General features: G+C 70.4%; 13 protein-coding genes. 9 read left to right on the top strand and 4 right to left on the bottom strand.

Annotated features, from left to right (window positions below; all coding sequences use genetic code 11):
* Positions 1 to 62: 62 nt before the first annotated feature.
* From C5E05_RS18755 to C5E05_RS18745, 3 genes are read right to left on the bottom strand one after another with little or no spacing between them, the layout of a single operon-like run.
* The gene (locus tag C5E05_RS18755) at positions 63 to 1643 is read right to left on the bottom strand and encodes an APC family permease (RefSeq protein ID WP_104240456.1); all 1581 of its coding nucleotides are present in this window, start codon (positions 1641 to 1643) and stop codon (positions 63 to 65) included.
* Positions 1640 to 2560, bottom strand: coding sequence for a universal stress protein (locus C5E05_RS18750; RefSeq protein ID WP_104298351.1), 921 nt, complete (start codon positions 2558 to 2560; stop codon positions 1640 to 1642). The genes C5E05_RS18755 and C5E05_RS18750 overlap by 4 nt, the downstream gene beginning before the upstream one ends.
* A gap of 52 nt (positions 2561 to 2612) precedes the next feature.
* The gene (locus C5E05_RS18745; RefSeq protein WP_104240454.1) at positions 2613 to 3980 is read right to left on the bottom strand and encodes an NAD(P)/FAD-dependent oxidoreductase; all 1368 of its coding nucleotides are present in this window, start codon (positions 3978 to 3980) and stop codon (positions 2613 to 2615) included.
* Between the two features lie 181 nt (positions 3981 to 4161).
* Here C5E05_RS18745 and C5E05_RS18740 point away from each other — a divergent pair, with 181 nt between their 5' ends.
* The 9 genes from C5E05_RS18740 to C5E05_RS18700 all read left to right on the top strand — a co-directional run bounded on the left by C5E05_RS18740 (position 4162) and on the right by C5E05_RS18700 (position 14993).
* The gene (locus C5E05_RS18740) at positions 4162 to 4824 is read left to right on the top strand and encodes a TetR/AcrR family transcriptional regulator (RefSeq protein WP_258063027.1); all 663 of its coding nucleotides are present in this window, start codon (positions 4162 to 4164) and stop codon (positions 4822 to 4824) included.
* A gap of 138 nt (positions 4825 to 4962) precedes the next feature.
* Positions 4963 to 6576, top strand: coding sequence for an NCS1 family nucleobase:cation symporter-1 (locus tag C5E05_RS18735; protein ID WP_104342783.1), 1614 nt, complete (start codon positions 4963 to 4965; stop codon positions 6574 to 6576).
* Positions 6577 to 6582: 6 nt separating this feature from the next.
* Entirely contained in the window at positions 6583 to 7338 is a 756-nt protein-coding gene (locus tag C5E05_RS18730; protein ID WP_104240452.1) for an aspartate/glutamate racemase family protein, read from the top strand.
* On the top strand, positions 7335 to 8681 hold the full coding sequence (gene allB, locus C5E05_RS18725) for an allantoinase AllB (RefSeq protein WP_104342782.1): 1347 nt from the start codon (positions 7335 to 7337) through the stop codon (positions 8679 to 8681). Before C5E05_RS18730 ends, allB begins: the two co-directional genes overlap by 4 nt.
* Positions 8678 to 9889, top strand: a complete 1212-nt coding sequence (locus C5E05_RS18720; protein ID WP_104342781.1) for an acetamidase/formamidase family protein — start codon at positions 8678 to 8680, stop codon at positions 9887 to 9889. The genes allB and C5E05_RS18720 overlap by 4 nt, the downstream gene beginning before the upstream one ends.
* The gene (locus C5E05_RS18715; RefSeq protein WP_181059743.1) at positions 9886 to 11550 is read left to right on the top strand and encodes an AtzH-like domain-containing protein; all 1665 of its coding nucleotides are present in this window, start codon (positions 9886 to 9888) and stop codon (positions 11548 to 11550) included. The genes C5E05_RS18720 and C5E05_RS18715 overlap by 4 nt, the downstream gene beginning before the upstream one ends.
* 20 nt (positions 11551 to 11570) lie before the next feature.
* Positions 11571 to 12818 (top strand): alanine--glyoxylate aminotransferase family protein, encoded by a 1248-nt coding sequence (locus C5E05_RS18710; protein WP_181059741.1) that lies wholly within the window; start codon positions 11571 to 11573, stop codon positions 12816 to 12818.
* Entirely contained in the window at positions 12815 to 14173 is a 1359-nt protein-coding gene (locus C5E05_RS18705) for a Zn-dependent hydrolase (protein WP_104342779.1), read from the top strand. The genes C5E05_RS18710 and C5E05_RS18705 overlap by 4 nt, the downstream gene beginning before the upstream one ends.
* A gap of 7 nt (positions 14174 to 14180) precedes the next feature.
* A complete protein-coding gene (locus tag C5E05_RS18700; RefSeq protein WP_104342778.1) occupies positions 14181 to 14993 on the top strand; it encodes a sulfite exporter TauE/SafE family protein in 813 nt (270 codons plus the stop codon).
* Positions 14994 to 15277: 284 nt separating this feature from the next.
* Here the strand turns inward: C5E05_RS18700 and gabT are convergent, their stop codons facing one another.
* Positions 15278 to 16627, bottom strand: a complete 1350-nt coding sequence (gabT, locus tag C5E05_RS18695; RefSeq protein ID WP_104240446.1) for a 4-aminobutyrate--2-oxoglutarate transaminase — start codon at positions 16625 to 16627, stop codon at positions 15278 to 15280.
* Positions 16628 to 16761: the final 134 nt, after the last annotated feature.

Genomic DNA, 16761 nt, shown 5'->3' with positions numbered 1-16761 from the left:
CGCGACACGCAGTCGATCGAGGTGCTGAAGGACTAGCTGTCCCGCGGGATCCCGCGGGACAGCTAGTCCTTCAGCACCTCGATCGACTGCGTGTCGCGGTCGTTGCCGATCTGGATCGTCTCGCCGCGGAAGAACCCGGGGCTGCGGAAGTACTGCACGACCATGATGACCACGCCGAGCAGCAGCACTCCGATGCCGAGCACGAACACGAGACCGATGCCGTCCTGGGCGATGCCATCGGCGTCGTAGCTCGTCGCGAAGACCGCCGAGCCTGAGCCGAACGACGGCGACAGCGACGCGACGGCCGTCTCGTAGAAGAAGTACAGCAGCACGATGCCGCCGAGCAGCGGGAACAGGAACCGGAAGAAGAAGTTCCTGGCCGAGCTGAACAGGCTGTGCCTGAAGTACCAGACGCAGGCGAGCCCCGTGACGCCGTAGTAGAAGCAGATCATGAGGCCGAGGGCCGCGATCGTGTCCCACAGCGCGTTCTCGGAGAGCAGCCTCATGACGACGTAGAACACGACAGCGGCGATGGCCGAGGCCAGGGTCGCGACCGACGGCGACTTGAAGCGCGGGCTGACGTCCGCGAAGCGCTTCGGCAGGGCGCCGTAGTGCCCCATGGCGAGGATCGTGCGCGATGGGGAGACCATCGTCGACTGCAGCGAGGCCGCCGACGACGACAGGATGGCGATCGACATCAGCAGCGCGAACGGACCCATGACCGGCCCCGCGAGCGCCGCGAAGATGCTCTCCTGGTTGTCCGGGTTGCCGGCTCCGAGGCCCTCGGTGCCGATGCCCGCGAAGACGAGCACGGCGAGGGTCGTGAGCAGGTAGATCACCATGATGATGATGATCGTGAGCATGGCGGCGCGGCCCGGGGTCTTCTTCGGGTCCTTCGCCTCCTCGTTCATCGTGATGACCGTGTCCCAGCCCCAGAAGAGGAAGATCGACAGCGAGACGCCGGCGGCGACGACGGCCATGTCGCCCAGCTCGAACGGGTTGAACCAGGACAGCTCGATGGGGGTCGGGTCGAAGGCCGTGTTGTTGCTCAGGTGCATGAAGGCGGCGACGATGAACCAGGCCAGCGCGATGAGCTGGAACGCGACGAGCCCGACCTGGATCTTCTCGGTCGCCTCGACGCCCCGGTACGAGATCCACGCGGCGAGCGCCGTGAAGAGGATCGTGACGGGGATGTTGATCCACAGCACCGTCGTGAGGTCGGCGAGCTCCGGATTCTGGAACACCTGCGCGAGCAGGATGAACAGGAAGTCCACGGCAACGGCCGCGAGATTCGAGAGGACGAGGACGGTCGCGGCGATGAGCCCCCATCCGCCCATCCAGCCGATCCAGGGCCCGAACGCGCGGGACGCCCACGTGAAGGTGGTGCCGGAGTCCGGCATCGCCGAGTTCAGCTCGCGGTAGCCGAAGACGACGAGCACCATCGGGATGAAGCCGATGAAGAGGATCGCCGGCGTCTGCAGGCCGACCTGCGAGATGGTCGGGCCGAGACCCGAGGTCAGCGTGTACGCCGGGGCGATGCACGAGATGCCGATGATGGTCGCGCCGATGACGCCGACCTTGCCTGCGGAGAGGCCCTTGGAGCTGAGCCCTCCCCGCTCCGTGCTGTCTTCTGTCCTGGTCATTGCCCTGTTCCTGTCGCTGGGGATTCGGGAGCGGACTTGGGCGCCTCGGCAGGCTGCGCGGCGCGCGGCACGACGATGATCGGCACGGTCAGCACGCGCAGCAGGCGCTGCGCGCGGGCGCCGAGGAAGATGCGCCCTCCCTGGGCGAGGCGGCTGGAGCCGACGAAGGCGACATCGCCCGGCTTCCAGTCGGCCCGCTCGAGTGCGGCCTCGAGGCTCTCGCCCTCGACCGTCTCGACGGTGGCCTTGCCCGACTCCAGCAGGGCCTCCGCACGGCCGGCGAGCACTGCCCCGCCGAACTCGCGCACGAACTCGTCGACCTCCTGCACCTGGCTGGGCGGTACCCGGTCGAGCTGCACGAGCGAGAGCAGGCGCAGCTGCACGTCGCGCTGCAGCGCGCTCTCGACGGAGGTGCCGATGAGCGCGGCGGCCCCCGAGCGGGTGCCGAACAGCGTGGTGATGCGGGTGACGGGCCCCTCTTCGGCGAACCCAGCCGGAGCGAGCGCGACGGGCAGCGGCGAGGCGTGCAGCAGCGTGGATGCCACTGTCCCGATGGTGAACTGCCGCAGCAGTGCGGTGGTGGCGGCGCCGATGACCAGCGCGGCAGCGCCGAATTCAGCGGCGATGTCCATGAGCCCCTGGGCCTCGCCCGTGGCGCTGCGGACGACGCCGCGCGCCGCGATGCCCTCCGGCACCTGGGCGAGCGCTTCGCTCATCCACGTGTCGATCTGCTTGCCGATGATGCTGTCGGCATCGTCGAGCGGCAGCGGATGCGTGCCGCTGTACGGCGACGTCTCCGGCGTGATCATCGCGACGATGATCTCCGTGTCGGTGCCCTTCGCGAGGAAGGAGGCGAGGGCGAGGGCGTCATGCCCTCGATCGCTCGCGATGTAGCCCACTACGAAACGCTGCGCCATGCTGCCTCTCCAATTCTTGGGGTGTCGTCCGATTTCGGGATGCCGTGGGCGCTCAGGACTGGAGGATGCGCTTCGCCGTAGCTTCGCCCATCCGCACCGCGCCGTCAACGTGCTGGTAGCCCTCTGCCGCGAGGTCGGAGCTCGACCAGAAGATCGGGCCGACCGGGTCGTGCTGGATGGCGCCCCAGCGGTGGAGTCCGCCGAGGTCGTAGCTCGTGGCGTACGCGCCGCGGGTCCACTCCTCTGCGCCGAAGTCGGAGAGGTAGAAGACCTCGGGGTCGAGGGCCTTCGGCCCGAGGAACTCGGCGACGGAGCCGAGGACGGCGGCCTTGCGCTCCTCGTCGCCCAGCGCCCACATGGCCTCGGCCGCCTCATCGGTGATGAAGCCGACGAGGGTGCCTCGCTCGTCTTCGTGGTTGGTGTTGTCGTAGACCTCCTGCACGATGTGGCCGGCGCCGAACGCGGTGCCGCTGAGGCCCTCTTCACGCCAGAACGGGGTGGCGTAGGTGGCGTGCACCTTGATGACGAGGCCCATGGAGATGTGCTGGTGCACGATCATCTGCTGGCGCGGCAGGGCGGGGACGAAGGAGACGCGCGAGTAGAGGTTGGGCGGCACGGCCATGATGGCGTGCTGCGCCTTGACGGTGATGTGGTCGGCGACCGCGGTGACGGAGGCCGCATTGCCTGCTCCGTTGTCCTCCCAGTGGAGGAAGCGCACTGGGTTGTTCAGGAACACGTCGTCGCCGAGCTCCTGCGCCATCTGCTGGCTGACCGACTGCATGCCGCCGATGACGCGCTTGTCGAGGATGAAGCTCTCGTCGACGAGGTTCGAGAACGAACCGGCGGATGCGGCCATGAGCACTGCCTGCAGCGCCGAGAACGCGAAGGACGGCTTGGTGAGCATGCCGCCGGCGACGAACAGCCCGATGTTGTTGCAGGCCTCCTCGTCGGTGGACTGCTGGCGCAGCCAGTGGTGGAAGGAGATGGTGTCGAGCTCGCGCGCCTTGGCGTGCGCCCACGGCTCGACGGGGCCGATCTCGGCGGCGAGGCCGTCGAGGAGCTCGATCATGCGGTCCATCTCGGCGGCGGTGTGCTCGCTGACGGGGAACGTGTCGCCCTCGTAGACGGTGCGCTCGCCCTTGGGGCTGATGTAGACCGACTTGCCCTCGCGGTAGCGCGAGAAGGTGCCCTTGCCGAGCTCTTCGAGCAGGGCGAGGAGCGCCGTCTGGTCTGGCGAGACCCACTGGCCGCCGATCTCGAAGAACTGGCCGTCGATGATGTTGCTCCAGGTGCGTCCGCCGACTCGGTCGCGCGCCTCGAGGACGGCGACGGTCTTGCCTGCCTGGGTGAGGCGGCGGGCCGCTGTGAGGCCGGAGGGGCCTGCTCCGATGATGACGACGTCGCGTTCGATGGTCTGCATTTCCGCTCTTTCCGTTGTGACAGCTCCAAGCGCCCTGGCTTCGCCGTCGAAGTGAGTGTGGTTGGCGGCCGGCTTCCTGGCGCCGCCTTCCAAATAAACAGGATTAATTTACGTTAGTCGAGACGGGCCCCTCGGACAAGCCGCATTTCCGAGGAGCTAGGGTCGAACGACGGGAGGGCCAGTGAGCACCAGCGAGCATGTGGAGTCTGACGGACAGCGGCGTGCTGGGCGACCCCGCACGCGCATCCTCACGCAGAAGCGCATCACCGACGCCGCCATGCGCGTCGCGACCCACGAGGGGTACGACGCCCTGACGATGGCGAAGCTCGCCAAGGCGCTCGGCGTCACCCCCGCGGCCCTCTACAACCACGCGCACTCGAAGCGGCAGATCCTGCGCTGGATCGAGGATCGCCTCATGGCCGCCGTCGACGCCTCGGCGTTCGAGACCGAGCCGTGGGACGCGGCCCTCGCGAGCTGGGCGCGCAGCTACCGCCTCGTCATGAAGGAGCACGACTCGCTCGTGGAGGCGATCGCGAAGATGCCCGTCGCCGGCGCGACCGACACGCTCGCGATGTACGAGGGGGTCGCCTCAGGCCTCCGACGGGCCGGCTGGCCGGACGCCAACATCATGCCGGCGATCGTGGCGATCGAGTCGTTCGTCTACGGCTCCGCGTACGACCTCAACGCGCCCCTCGACATCTTCGAGCTCGGCGATCAGGCGGATGCGGCACCCACGCTCGCGGCCTCCGTCGCGGCGCACACACCGCTGGGGCTGCGCGAGCAGGCCTTCGAGCGCGGGCTCGACGCGCTCATCCGCGGACTCGGGGCGGCAGCGGGAGTCTGACTCGGGAGACCGACGCAGCGCCGCGGTCACCGCCGAGACCGTGAAGTGCTGACTGCACGCCATCGAGGGGACCTCGGTTTTACACGAGCGTTACATTGCAGAAACCTCCCGCGAAGCGTGAAGTCATAACTTCAACGCATGACCGATCAACTGGCACAGACTGGCGCATCCGGCAGCACCCGCGGCCTGGGCGCCGAAGGCGCGGCGCCCGACAACCTCGTCGAGGCGGCGGGCCACCCCGTCGGCGACGGCAACATGAAGCCCGGCTACGACCCGCGGCTCGCGAACGAGGACCTCGCTCCCCTGCGCAAGCAGCGCTGGGGCTCCTACAACATCTTCGCCTTCTGGATGTCCGACGTGCACAGCGTCGGCGGCTACGTCACGGCCGGCAGCCTCTTCGCGCTCGGCATCGCCAGCTGGCAGGTGCTCGTCGCCCTCATCGTCGGCATCCTCATCGTGCAGTTCTTCACGAACCTCGTCGCCAAGTCGAGCCAGAAGACAGGCGTGCCCTACCCCGTCGTGAACCGCGCGATCTTCGGCGTCAAGGGCGCCAACATCCCGGCGATCATCCGCGGCCTCATCGCCATCGCCTGGTACGGCGTGCAGACGTTCCTCGCCGCCGAGTCGCTCAACATCGTGTTCCTCAAGTTCATCCCCGCCAGCGAGGTGCTGCGCACCGACTACTCGTTCCTCGGCCTGTCGGCGCTCGGCTGGATCTCCTACGCGATCCTCTGGTTCGCGCAGGCAGCGCTGTTCTGGGGCGGGATGGAGTCCATCCGCCGCTTCATCGACTGGGCGGGGCCAGCGGTGTACGTCGTCATGATCGTGCTCGCCATCTACCTCGTCAGCCAGGCGGGCTGGGAGAACATCGACTTCAACCTCTCCGCGGGTGAGCCGCTCGACTTCTGGGCCTCCATCCCGGTCATGTTCACGGCCATCGCGATCGTCGTCTCCTACTTCTCCGGCCCCATGCTCAACTTCGGCGACTTCTCGAGGTACGCGAAGAGCTACAAGGCCGTGAAGCGGGGCAACTTCCTCGGGCTCCCGCTCAACTTCCTGTTCTTCTCCATCCTCACGGTGCTCACCGCGAGCGCCACCGTGCCCGTCTTCGGCGAGCTCATCACGGACCCGATCCACACGGTCGAGCGCATCGACACGCACTTCGCGATCCTCCTCGGCGGCCTCACGTTCGTGACGGCGACGGTCGGCATCAACATCGTGGCGAACTTCATCGCGCCGGCGTTCGACTTCTCGAACGTCGCCCCGCACAGGATCAGCTGGCGGATGGGCGGCATGATCGCCGCCGTCGGCTCCGTGCTGCTCACCCCGTGGAACTGGTACAACAACGACGCCGCGATCCAGAACACGCTCGGCGTGCTCGGTGCGCTCATCGGACCGCTCTTCGGCATCCTCATCGCCGGCTACTACGTGATCGGCAGGCAGCGCATCAAGGTGGACGAGATGTTCACGATGAGCGAGACGGGCGCCTACTGGTACCGCAAGGGGTTCAACCCGAACGCGGTGTGGGCCATGGTGCTCGCCGGCGCCCCGACGGTCGCGATCGCGGTGCTGACCCGGCCGCTCGCCGAGGCCGGCATCCTGGACCTGAGCTACCTCGCCGACTTCAGCTGGTTCATCGGCTGCGGACTCGGATTCGCGCTCTTCGTCCTGTTCGAGCGCCGCCAGCCGCTCATGCCGACGTTCGAGGGCGAGACCGCCGGCATCTCAGACGGATCGATCGAGGAGGACTGACCCAGCATGCGCATCACACTCGTCAACCCGAACACCTCCGTCGCCATGACGCAGAAGGTCGCGGCAGCTGCCAGAGCCGTGGCCGGCCCCGGCGTCGAGATCGTCGCCGTGTGCCCGGCCCCCGGTGAGGGCCCGGAGGCCATCGAGAGCCACTTCGACGAGGTGCGGGCGGCCTCCGTCGTCGTCGAGCTCGTCGAGCGCGATCTCGCGGACGGCGGCAGCGACGGCTACGTCATCGCCTGCTTCGGCGACCCGGGGCTCGACGCGGCACGCGAGCTCGTCGACGTGCCCGTCATCGGCATCGCCGAGGCGGCCATGCACGTCGCGGCGCTCACGGGGCGCACGTTCGGCATCGTCACGACCCTCTCCCGCACGCTCGGCCGCGCCGACGACCTCGTGCAGCGGTACGGGTTCGAGCGGGCGTGCGTTGCGGCGTACGGCACCGGCATCCCCGTCCTCGCACTCGAGGAGACCGGCTCGGCGGCGTTCGAGGACATCGCCGCGTGGTGCGAGCGAGTCGTCCGGGAGGACGGCGCCGACGCGGTGGTGCTCGGATGCGCGGGCATGGCCGACCTGTGCGCTCGCCTCTCCGAGCGGGTCGGCGTGCCGGTCGTCGACGGCGTCGCCGCGTCGGTCGGGCTCGTCGCTGCGATGTCGCGCATGGGCGTCGGCACGAGCAAGCGGGACGAGTACGCACGCCCCACCCGGGCGCAGGCCGCGCCGCAGGGGCAGCTGCGGGTTCCAGCGGCGGCGATCGCATGAAGATCTCCGCGCGACGCGTCTTCCTCGGCGGCGGATTCTCGCCGGCGACGGTGTCCGTCAGCGACGGCACCATCGCCGCCATCGCCCCGTTCGACGACGACGCCGACATCGTCCTGCCGGACACCCAGGTGCTCCTGCCTGGCCTCGTGGACACGCACGTGCACCTCAACGAGCCGGGCCGCACGCACTGGGAGGGCTTCGCGACGGGCACGGCTGCCGCCGCCGCTGGCGGGGTCACGACGGTCGTCGACATGCCGCTCAACTCGCTGCCCGTCACGACGAGCGTCGAGGCGCTCGACGCGAAGCGCGCGGCGACCTCCGGCCAGCTGGCCGTCGACCTCGCCTACTGGGGCGGCGTCGTCCCGCAGAACCTCGACTCCCTGCGTCCGCTGCTCGCGGCGGGCGCGGTCGGCGTCAAGTGCTTCCTCGCGCCGAGCGGCATCGACGAGTTCGATCACCTCTCGTTCCCCGAGCTCGAGCAGGCGCTCGAGGAGCTCGCCGAGGTCGATGGGCTCCTGATCGCGCACGCCGAGCTCGAAGCGCACCTGAGCGAGGCATCCGGCCCCGTCTTCTCCGACTTCGTCGCGTCGAGGCCGCCGGTCGCGGAGGTCGAGGCGATCCGCGCCGTCATCGCCGCGGCGAGGCGCACCGGCGCCAGGGCGCACATCGTGCACGTGTCGGCGGCGGAGGCCCTCGACCTGGTCCGCGCGGCGAAGGCCGACGGCGTGCGCATCACGATCGAGACCTGCCCGCACTACCTGAGCCTTCGGGCCGAGGAGGTGCCGGACGGCGACGGGCGTTTCAAGTGCTGCCCACCTATCCGCGACACCGCGAACCAGGACGCGCTCTGGGCCGGCGTGCTCGACGGCACGATCGACGCGATCGTCAGCGACCACTCCCCAGCGACGCTCGAGCTCAAGGCGGGGCCCGACCTCGGCACCGCGTGGGGTGGCATCGCCGGGGTGCAGACCGGGCTCACCGCGGTCTGGACCGAGGCCAGGCGGCGCGGCATCCCGCTGGAGGCGATCCTGCCCCTCTTCACCACGGGACCGGCCGCGCTCGTGCGCCTCGAGGACCGTGGCCTCATCACGGTCGGCGCCCCGGCCCACTTCGCGATCTTCGAACCAGACCTCGAGCACACGCTGGAGGAGAATACCCTCGAGTACCGCACCAAGATCAGTCCGTGGCACGGGGCGCGGCTGCACGGGGTCGTCGACTCGACCTACCTGCACGGCGAGCTGATCTACACACGGGCAGCCGGGCTCACGTCCCGCCTGGGCCGCGAGGTGCTCGCGGCGGCGAACCCCGCACGACTGGACCTCGACGAGGAGCAGGCAGCATGACCACGATTCCCACCGCAGCTCCCGCGGCTCACGCGGCTCCCGCGGCGAACCGCTACGGCGTCGGCGCGGCCACGCCGGCATTCGCCCCGCTCCCCATCCTGCAGCCGGGCACACGCCTGCCTGAGGGCGCGAGCTACCTGCCATCTGGAGCATCGACCTCGATCTGGGGCAGGCTCCCGAGCGCGCGCGATACCCCCGTGCTGACCGTGCGGCCCGGGGCGAGCGTCGTCATCGACACCGTCAGCCACGAGGGCCTGCTGCCCGACCAGGGACAGCACCCCGCCGCGTTCTTCGCGGCGCACGGCGTGCATCCGGATGCCGTGCTGCTCGACGCCATCGAGATCGCCGAGCACGCGCCCCGCGACCCGGCGAACGACGGCCCGCACGTCGTGACCGGCCCCATCGCCGTCGAGGGCGCCATGCCAGGCGACCTGCTGCGCATCACTGTCGAGAAGCTCGAGCCTCGCGTGCCGTACGGGGTCATCTCCAACCGGCACGGCAAGGGCGCGCTGCCCGGCGTGCTGCCGCGCAGCCGCGAGACCGTGAGCGTGTTCGCCGCGGTCGAGGAACGCGGCGGCGAGCTCGTCGGCACCATGCCGCTCACCGAGGGCGGCGTTCGGAGCGTCGTGTTCCCCCTCGCCCCGTTCCTCGGCACCATGGGCGTCGCTCCCGCCGCAGGCGCACGCCCGCACTCCGTGCCGCCCGGCCCGCACGGCGGCAACATCGACATCAAGCTGCTCACCGAGGGCAGCGTGCTCTACCTGCCCGTGCAGGTCCCCGACGCGCTCGCCTACGTCGGCGATCCGCACTTCGCGCAGGGCGACGGCGAGGTCGCCCTCACGGCGCTCGAGGCCTCGCTGCGCGCGACCCTCACCTTCGACGTCGTTCCGGCGGCGGATGCGCGGCGCGAGTTCGGCGACCTCACCGGCCCGCTCGTGCGCACGCCCGAGTACCTCGTGCCCACCGGCCTCGACCCCGACCTGAACGCGGCCATGCGCAAGTGCGTGCGCGCCGCCATCGACCTGCTGCAGGCTCGGTGGGGCATGGACGAGCACCTCGCCTACGCGTACCTGTCGGCGGCCACCGACTTCGACATCTCGCAGGTCGTCGACGTCGTCTGCGGCGTGCACGCCCGCATCCGCGAGGCCGACTTCGCCGACGTGCCGGCTGGCACGGCACCGCAGAACGGAACAGGAGCACCCGCGTGACCTCAGTCGAGCAGAACGCCCCAGAGACGACGCTCGCGGACGGGACCCCACCCGCCGCGCTGCTCGCCGCCTTCGAAGCCTACGAGCGGGCCGTGCAGAGCAACGACCTCGACGAGCTCGACGCCTGGTTCGCGCCGGGAGACGCGACGCTTCGCGGCGACGACAGCGGCCTGCTGGTCGGCCACGAGCAGATCAGCGAGTTCCGTGCCCAGCGCGGCGGCGTCGCGAAGCGCACCATCGAGCGCATCGAGTACCGGGCTCTGGCCGACGGCGTCGCGCTGCTCGTCTCCACCTCGCGCTTCGCCACCGGCGGGCTCGGACTGCAGACGCAGCTCTGGCAGCAGCTGCCGCAGGGCTGGCGCATCACGGCCGCGCACGTGACCCCGAGGCCCCGCGCCTTCGACCGCTCGATCTGGCGCACCGTCGGCGACCCGCTCTTCCAAGGCGCGTGGGAGGGGCCCCTCGAAGGGCTCACCGTCGCCGTGAAGGACCTCTTCGCGATTCGCGGCTACCGCATCGGCGCAGGCAACCCCAGCTACCTCGACTCCGCGAAGGCCGAGACGAGGACCGCGCCCGCCGTCAGGGATCTGCTGCGCGGCGGCGCCTCCCTGCGCGGCATCGCCCGCACCGACGAGTTCGCGTACTCGATCGCCGGCGACAACGCCCACTTCGGGACTCCCCCGAACGCCGCCGTGCCCGGTGCCCTCCCCGGCGGCTCCTCGAGCGGGCCCGCATCCGCCGTCGCCAACGGCCAGGCCGACATCGGCCTCGCGACCGACACCGCCGGATCGGTGCGCATCCCCGCCTCCTATCAGGGGCTGTGGGGCCTGCGCACGACACACGACCTCGTGCCACGTCAGGGCCTCCTGCCGCTCGCGCAGTCGTTCGACACCGTCGGGTGGCTCACGCGCGACGGCGAGACCCTGCAGCGGGTCGCCGACTGGTGCCTCTCCTACGACAGCTCCGAGTCCACCGCGAGCGCGGCGGGGCAGCGCGGCGAGGACCTCCCCGGCCGCCTCGTCGTGCCGGCCGAGGTGCTGGCGGCCGCCTCTCCAGAGACCGTGTCCGCCTTCGAGGCGTTCCTGCGCGAGCTGGAGGAGCGCGGAGCCGTGGCTGCGCCGGTCGAGCGGGCCTCGATCGGCGAGCTCGCGAGCTACCAGGAGCCGTTCCGGATCGTGCAGGGCGCTGAGGCCTGGCGCAACAACCGCCCATGGCTGGAAGCGCACCCCGGCGCCACGGGCCCCGCCGTCGCTGCCCGGTTCCTCGCCGCCTCGCAGATCACCGAGGCGCAGGAGCAGGCGGCCCGCGACGCCCTCGCTCCCCTCAGCGCCCGCCTCGAGCGACTCGTCCGCGATGCCGTGCTCCTCTTCCCCACCGCCCCGGGGGCAGCGCCGAGCCGAGCCGCGGATGCATCGAGCATCGACGCCATCCGCACCGCGACGCTGCGCATGACCACCCCGGCCGCCGTCGCCGGGCTGCCCGCGCTCTCAGCGCCGCTCCTCAGCGTGCCGACCACGAGCAGCGCGCAGGCCGCGCCCGTCGGCGTCTGCTTCGTGTCGCGAGCGGGCTCCGACCTGGCGCTCGTCCGACTCGGCCGCCGAATCGCATCCGCCGCAGCCCCCACCCCGAGAGCCACCAGCCGCGCCACGACGAGCGCGTGAGCACCGAGAGAATGAAGCAGATGACCGCGATCCTCCCCATCGAACCGCCAGCCCGCCTCCTCATGGGGCCCGGCCCCATCTCGGCGTACCCGAGCGTGCTCCGCGCCATGTCGAGCACCCTCGTCGGCCAGTACGACCCGTTCATGACGCAGGCCATGAACGAGACGCAGGAGCTGTACCGGCAGGTGTGGGCGACCGAGAACACCGCGACCGTGCTCGTCGACGGCACCTCCCGCTCCGGCATCGAGGCGGCGCTCGTCTCTCTCATCCGGCCAGGCGACCGTGTGCTCGTCCCCGTCTTCGGTCGGTTCGGCCACCTCCTCGCCGAGATCGCGGAGCGCGCCCTCGCCGAGGTGCACACCATCGAGGTGCCGTGGGGGCAGGTCGTCCCCGTCTCGCAGATCGAGGAGGCCATCGTCCGCGTCAAGCCGACCCTCCTCGCCCTCGTCCAGGGCGACACCTCCACCACCATGAACCAGCCCCTCGACGAGGTCGGCGCCATCTGCGCGAAGCACGGCGTGCTCTTCTACGCCGACGCGACGGCGTCCATCGGCGGCAACGAGTTTCTCGCCGACGCCTGGGGCCTCGACGCCGCGACCGCCGGCCTGCAGAAGTGTCTCGGCGGCCCGAGCGGCTCGGCACCCATCACCCTCTCCGAGCGTGCCGTCGAGGTCATCCGCTCCCGCAGCCGGGTCGAGGCTGGCATCCGCGAGACGGGCGACGAGTCCGCGAGCGACTTCATCCGCTCCAACTACTTCGACCTCGGCATGATCCTCGACTACTGGGGGCCGAGACGCCTGAACCACCACACGGAAGCCACCTCCATGCTCTACGCGGCGCGGGAGTGCGCGGCCGTCCTGCTGCGCGAGGGCCGGGACGCCGTCATCGAACGCCACCGTGTCGCCGGTGCCGCGATGCTCGCCGGCGTCCAGGCGCTCGGGCTCGAGGTCTTCGGCGACATCGCGCACAAGATGAACAACGTCGTCGCCGTCGTCATCCCGGACGGCGTCCCCGGCGATACGGCAAGGCAGGACCTACTCGACGACTTCGGCATCGAGATCGGCACCTCCTTCGGCCCGCTGCACGGCAAGGTGTGGCGCCTCGGCACGATGGGCTACAACGCCCGCAAGGACACCGTGCTCACGACCCTCGCGGCGCTCGAGGCCGTGCTCCGCCGATACGGCGCATTCGTGCCGACCGGCGGTGGAGTCGAGGCCGCCGCCGACGTCTTCCGCGCAGCCGACAGCCCCCGGGGAGCCGCCGAATGACGGCCGCGCGACTGGGCGCCCTAGATCCCACCGTCTTCGAGCTCGCCGCCCGCCGCGTCATGGCGCGCTGCGACGAGCTCGCCCGCATCACCTCCACCCCAGGCGCCATCACCCGCGTGCATCTCTCCCCCGAGCACGCGCGCGTCAACCGGCTGGCCGCCGAGTGGATGCGCGAGGCCGGCCTGCAGACCAGGCAGGATGCGGCAGGCAACCAGCTCGGCCTCCTCCCCGCGGCGGACCCGGAGGCGCCCGTGCTCATGCTCGGCTCGCACCTCGACACGGTCGTCGACGCCGGCCGCTACGACGGCATCGTCGGCGTGCTCATGGCCATCGAGGTCGTGCGCCTGCTCCAGCGCCGCGACGACGACACGAGTGGGGTGGATGCCCCCGCCCGCTCCCCGTTCGACTTCGGGCTCGAGGTCGCCGCGTTCTCGGACGAGGAAGGCGCGCGCTTCGGCAAGGCGCTCCTCGGCTCCTCCGCCGTCGCCGGCACGTGGGACGACGCCTGGTGGGAGCTCGAGGACCCAGACGGCACCACCCTGCGCGAAGCCGCCCTCGAGTTCGGCCTCGACCCCGGCCGCGTCTCGGAAGCCGCCCGCAGGCCGAGCGAGCTCGTCGGCTACCTCGAAGCGCACATCGAGCAGGGGCCCGAGCTGCACGCCCGCGGCGAACCGCTCGCCGTCGTCTCCTCCATCGCCTCCGCTCGTCGCTTCCAGCTCGTCGTCGAGGGCGAGGCCAGGCACGCCGGCGGCACCCCGTACGACATGCGCCGCGACGCGCTCCTCGGCGCGAGCGAGGCGGCCCTCGCCGTCGAGCGCATCTGCTCCACCCAGCACCACATCATCGGCACCGTCGGCCAGTTCGAGGCGTTCCCCGGCGCGATGAACATCGTTCCGGGCGAGGCGAGGTTCAGCCTCGACCTGCGCGGAGAATTCGACGGCGAACGCGACCGCGTGTGGGACCAGATCTCCCGCGAGCTCGACGACATCATGGGCCGCAGGCGCCTGCGCTGGCACACCCGCGAAGTGCACAACGCCCCAGCCCTGTTCTGCGCGCCGCTGCTGCAGGACGTCGTCGGCGAAGGCATCCGCTCCACGCTCGTGCCGGGCAGCGCCGTGGACGGGAGTATCCTCGGCTCGGGCCGGCCCGAAGACCCGACGACCCTGTTCAGCCCAGCCGGACACGACGGCATGGCCATCGGCGCCATCACCGACGTGGGGATGCTCTTCATGCGCAACCCAGACGGCGTCAGCCACCACCCAGACGAAGCAGTATCGCTCGGCGACGTCGCCCTCGGCATCCGCGCCCTCGCGGAAGCCGTCGCCCACCTCGGCGCAGAACACCGCAGAACCTAGGAGCTCCATGACCACGCCCGCCACCACCAGGACCCGCCGCGACTGGATAGTGCTCATCTCGATCGGCCTCGCGGCAGGCTTCCTCTCCGGGTTCCTCGGCGTCGGCGGCGGCACCATCATCGTGCCCGCGCTGACGGCCATGCTCGCGTTCGACCAGCGCCTCGCCGCTGGCACGTCGCTGGCCGCGATCATCCCGCCCGCCATCGTCGGCGTCGTCGGCTACGTCCTGACCGGCTCCGTGAACTGGCTCGCGGGCCTCATCCTCATCGTCGGCGCCATCGCCGGCGCCTGGATCGGATCGTGGCTCCTCAACAAGCTGCCGCTCATCGTGCTCCGGTGGATGTTCATCGTGTTCCTGCTCGGCGTCGCCGTCTCCCTCTTCCTCGCCGTGCCGAGCCGCGACGCCGAGGTCACCATGACGGCGCTCACGGCACTCATGCTCGTCGCCCTCGGCCTCGTCACCGGCATCATCTCGGGGCTCATCGGCGTCGGCGGCGGTGTCATCCTCGTGCCTGCGCTCATGCTGCTGTTCGGCTCGAGCGACCTCGAGGCGAAGGGCACGAGCCTCCTCGTCATGATCCCCACCACCATCACGGGCACGATCGGCAACTCCCGGCGCCGCAACGTCGACCTGAAGGCGGCCGCCGCGATCGGGCTGACGGCCGCGCTCACGAGCCTCCTCGGCGTGTGGTGCGCCGTGCTCATCGACCCGATGGTCGGCAGCATCCTCTTCGGCGCGTACCTGCTGTTCATCGCCGGGCAGAACGCGTACAAGACCATCAAGGCGCAGCGCAAGGCGAAGCAGACCCCCGCCGCCTGACCCGCCCGGCGCAGCCACCCGGCAGGCGCTGACACGCGTCCCCGGCACAGACACGCGTCCCGACACAGACCTCGGGCAGATGCAGCTTCGTCTCGCGATGAAGCTGCATCTGCCCGAGGTCTGTGTTGTTGGGGGTCTGCGCCCGGGGCGCCAGGGCGGCGGCGAGGAGCTGCCTCCGGAAATACCTCGACGCCCCGGCGGCGCGGAATGTGCCGGGGCGTCGAGATTCTGTTGCCGGGGTCTCCCCGGCGGCTTGATGCGCGCCCGAGACGGGCGCGGGCGTTCTACGCCTGAGCGCGGATAGCCGCCTCGAGCACGTCGAGGCCGTCGTTCAGCAGCTCGTCCGTGATGGTGAGCGGCGGGAGGAGGCGCACGACGTTGCCGTAGGTGCCGCAGGAGAGCAGCACGACGCCCTGGCCGAGCGCATCCGCGACGATCGCCTTGACGGCGGCCGGGTGGGGCTTCTTCGTGGTCGTCGCCGTGCCGGCCTCGACGAACTCGAACGCCAGCATGGCGCCGCGACCGCGGACCTCGCCGATGATCGTGTTCTCGCCGAGCTCGGCGCTGAGCGCCTCGAAGCGCGTCTTCACGATCGTCTCGATCTCGAGGGCGCGGGCAGCGAGCTGCTCGTCCTCCATGATGCTGATCGTGGCGAGCGCGGCGGCCGTTGCGACCGGGTTGCCCGTGTAGGTGCCGCCGAGCCCGCCGACGTGCACGCTGTCCATGATCTCGGCGCGGCCGACGACGGCCGACAGCGGCATGCCGCCCGCGACGCCCTTGGCGATCGTGACGAGGTCGGGCACGATCTCCTCGTGCTCCGACGCGAACCAGGCGCCGGTGCGGCACATGCCGGCCTGGACCTCGTCGGCGATGAAGACGACGCCGTTGGCCTTGGCCCACTCGACGAGCGCGGGGAGGAAGCCGTCGGCGGGGACGATGAAGCCGCCCTCACCCTGGATGGGCTCGATGATGATGGCCGCGACGTTCTTGCCGCCGACCTGCTTCTCGATGACGTCGATCGTGCGCGCTGCCGCCTCGGCGCCCGTGAGGCCGTCCCGGTAGGGGTAGCTCATGGGCGCGCGGTAGACCTCGGGCGCGAACGGGCCGAAGCCGTCCTTGTACGGGATGTTCTTCGCGGTGAGAGCCATCGTGAGGTTCGTGCGGCCGTGGAACGAGTGGTCGAACGCGATGACGGCGTTGCGGCCGGTCGAGTGGCGGGCGATCTTGACCGCGTTCTCGACGGCTTCCGCGCCGGAGTTGAGGAGCACGGCCTTCTTGGCGTGGTCGCCGGGCGTGATCTCGATGAGCTTCTCTGCGACGGCGACGTAGCCCTCGTACGGGGTGATGCCGAACGCGGTGTGCGTGAAGTGCGCTGCCGCCTCCTGCACGGCCGCGACGACGCGGGGGTGGGATGCGCCGACGTTCGTGACGGCGATGCCGGCACCGAAGTCGACGAACTGGTTGCCGTCGACGTCGCGGATGATGGCGCCGTCGACGTCAGCCGCGTACACGGGGACTGCGGGGACAAGCGATGCGGAGACGCTCGCCTCACGACGCGCAGTCAGGGCCTGCGACTTGGGGCCTGGAATGGCGCCTTCGAGCTTGCGCTCCTGGGCAATGCGGAACTCCGTCACGGTGCTTCCTTCCTCGGGGTTCGACCTCTTGGTATGGCTTGAAGGCTACGCGGTTCTGCACCGCGAGACGAATGGGCACGCGCACGACCGGTCCGACCACTTCTGTGCATCCGTCTAGGGCATGTCTAGAATCG

It is taken from the genome of Pseudoclavibacter sp. AY1H1 (assembly GCF_002931055.1).
Classification (GTDB): domain Bacteria; phylum Actinomycetota; class Actinomycetes; order Actinomycetales; family Microbacteriaceae; genus Pseudoclavibacter.
Note: the sequence above shows the minus strand (reverse complement) of the source record. Positions and strands in the feature narration are given on the sequence as shown.

Bases quoted from the DNA above. Each gene is read 5' to 3' on its own strand.
- C5E05_RS18755 (WP_104240456.1), bottom strand. From the start codon at position 1,643: ATGACCAGGACAGAAGACAGCACGGAGCGGGGAGGGCTCAGCTCCAAG.
- C5E05_RS18750 (WP_104298351.1), bottom strand. From the start codon at position 2,560: ATGGCGCAGCGTTTCGTAGTGGGCTACATCGCGAGCGATCGAGGGCAT.
- C5E05_RS18745 (WP_104240454.1), bottom strand. From the start codon at position 3,980: ATGCAGACCATCGAACGCGACGTCGTCATCATCGGAGCAGGCCCCTCC.
- C5E05_RS18735 (WP_104342783.1), top strand. From the start codon at position 4,963: ATGACCGATCAACTGGCACAGACTGGCGCATCCGGCAGCACCCGCGGC.
- C5E05_RS18730 (WP_104240452.1), top strand. From the start codon at position 6,583: ATGCGCATCACACTCGTCAACCCGAACACCTCCGTCGCCATGACGCAG.
- allB (WP_104342782.1), top strand. From the start codon at position 7,335: ATGAAGATCTCCGCGCGACGCGTCTTCCTCGGCGGCGGATTCTCGCCG.
- C5E05_RS18720 (WP_104342781.1), top strand. From the start codon at position 8,678: ATGACCACGATTCCCACCGCAGCTCCCGCGGCTCACGCGGCTCCCGCG.
- C5E05_RS18710 (WP_181059741.1), top strand. From the start codon at position 11,571: ATGACCGCGATCCTCCCCATCGAACCGCCAGCCCGCCTCCTCATGGGG.
- C5E05_RS18705 (WP_104342779.1), top strand. From the start codon at position 12,815: ATGACGGCCGCGCGACTGGGCGCCCTAGATCCCACCGTCTTCGAGCTC.
- C5E05_RS18700 (WP_104342778.1), top strand. From the start codon at position 14,181: ATGACCACGCCCGCCACCACCAGGACCCGCCGCGACTGGATAGTGCTC.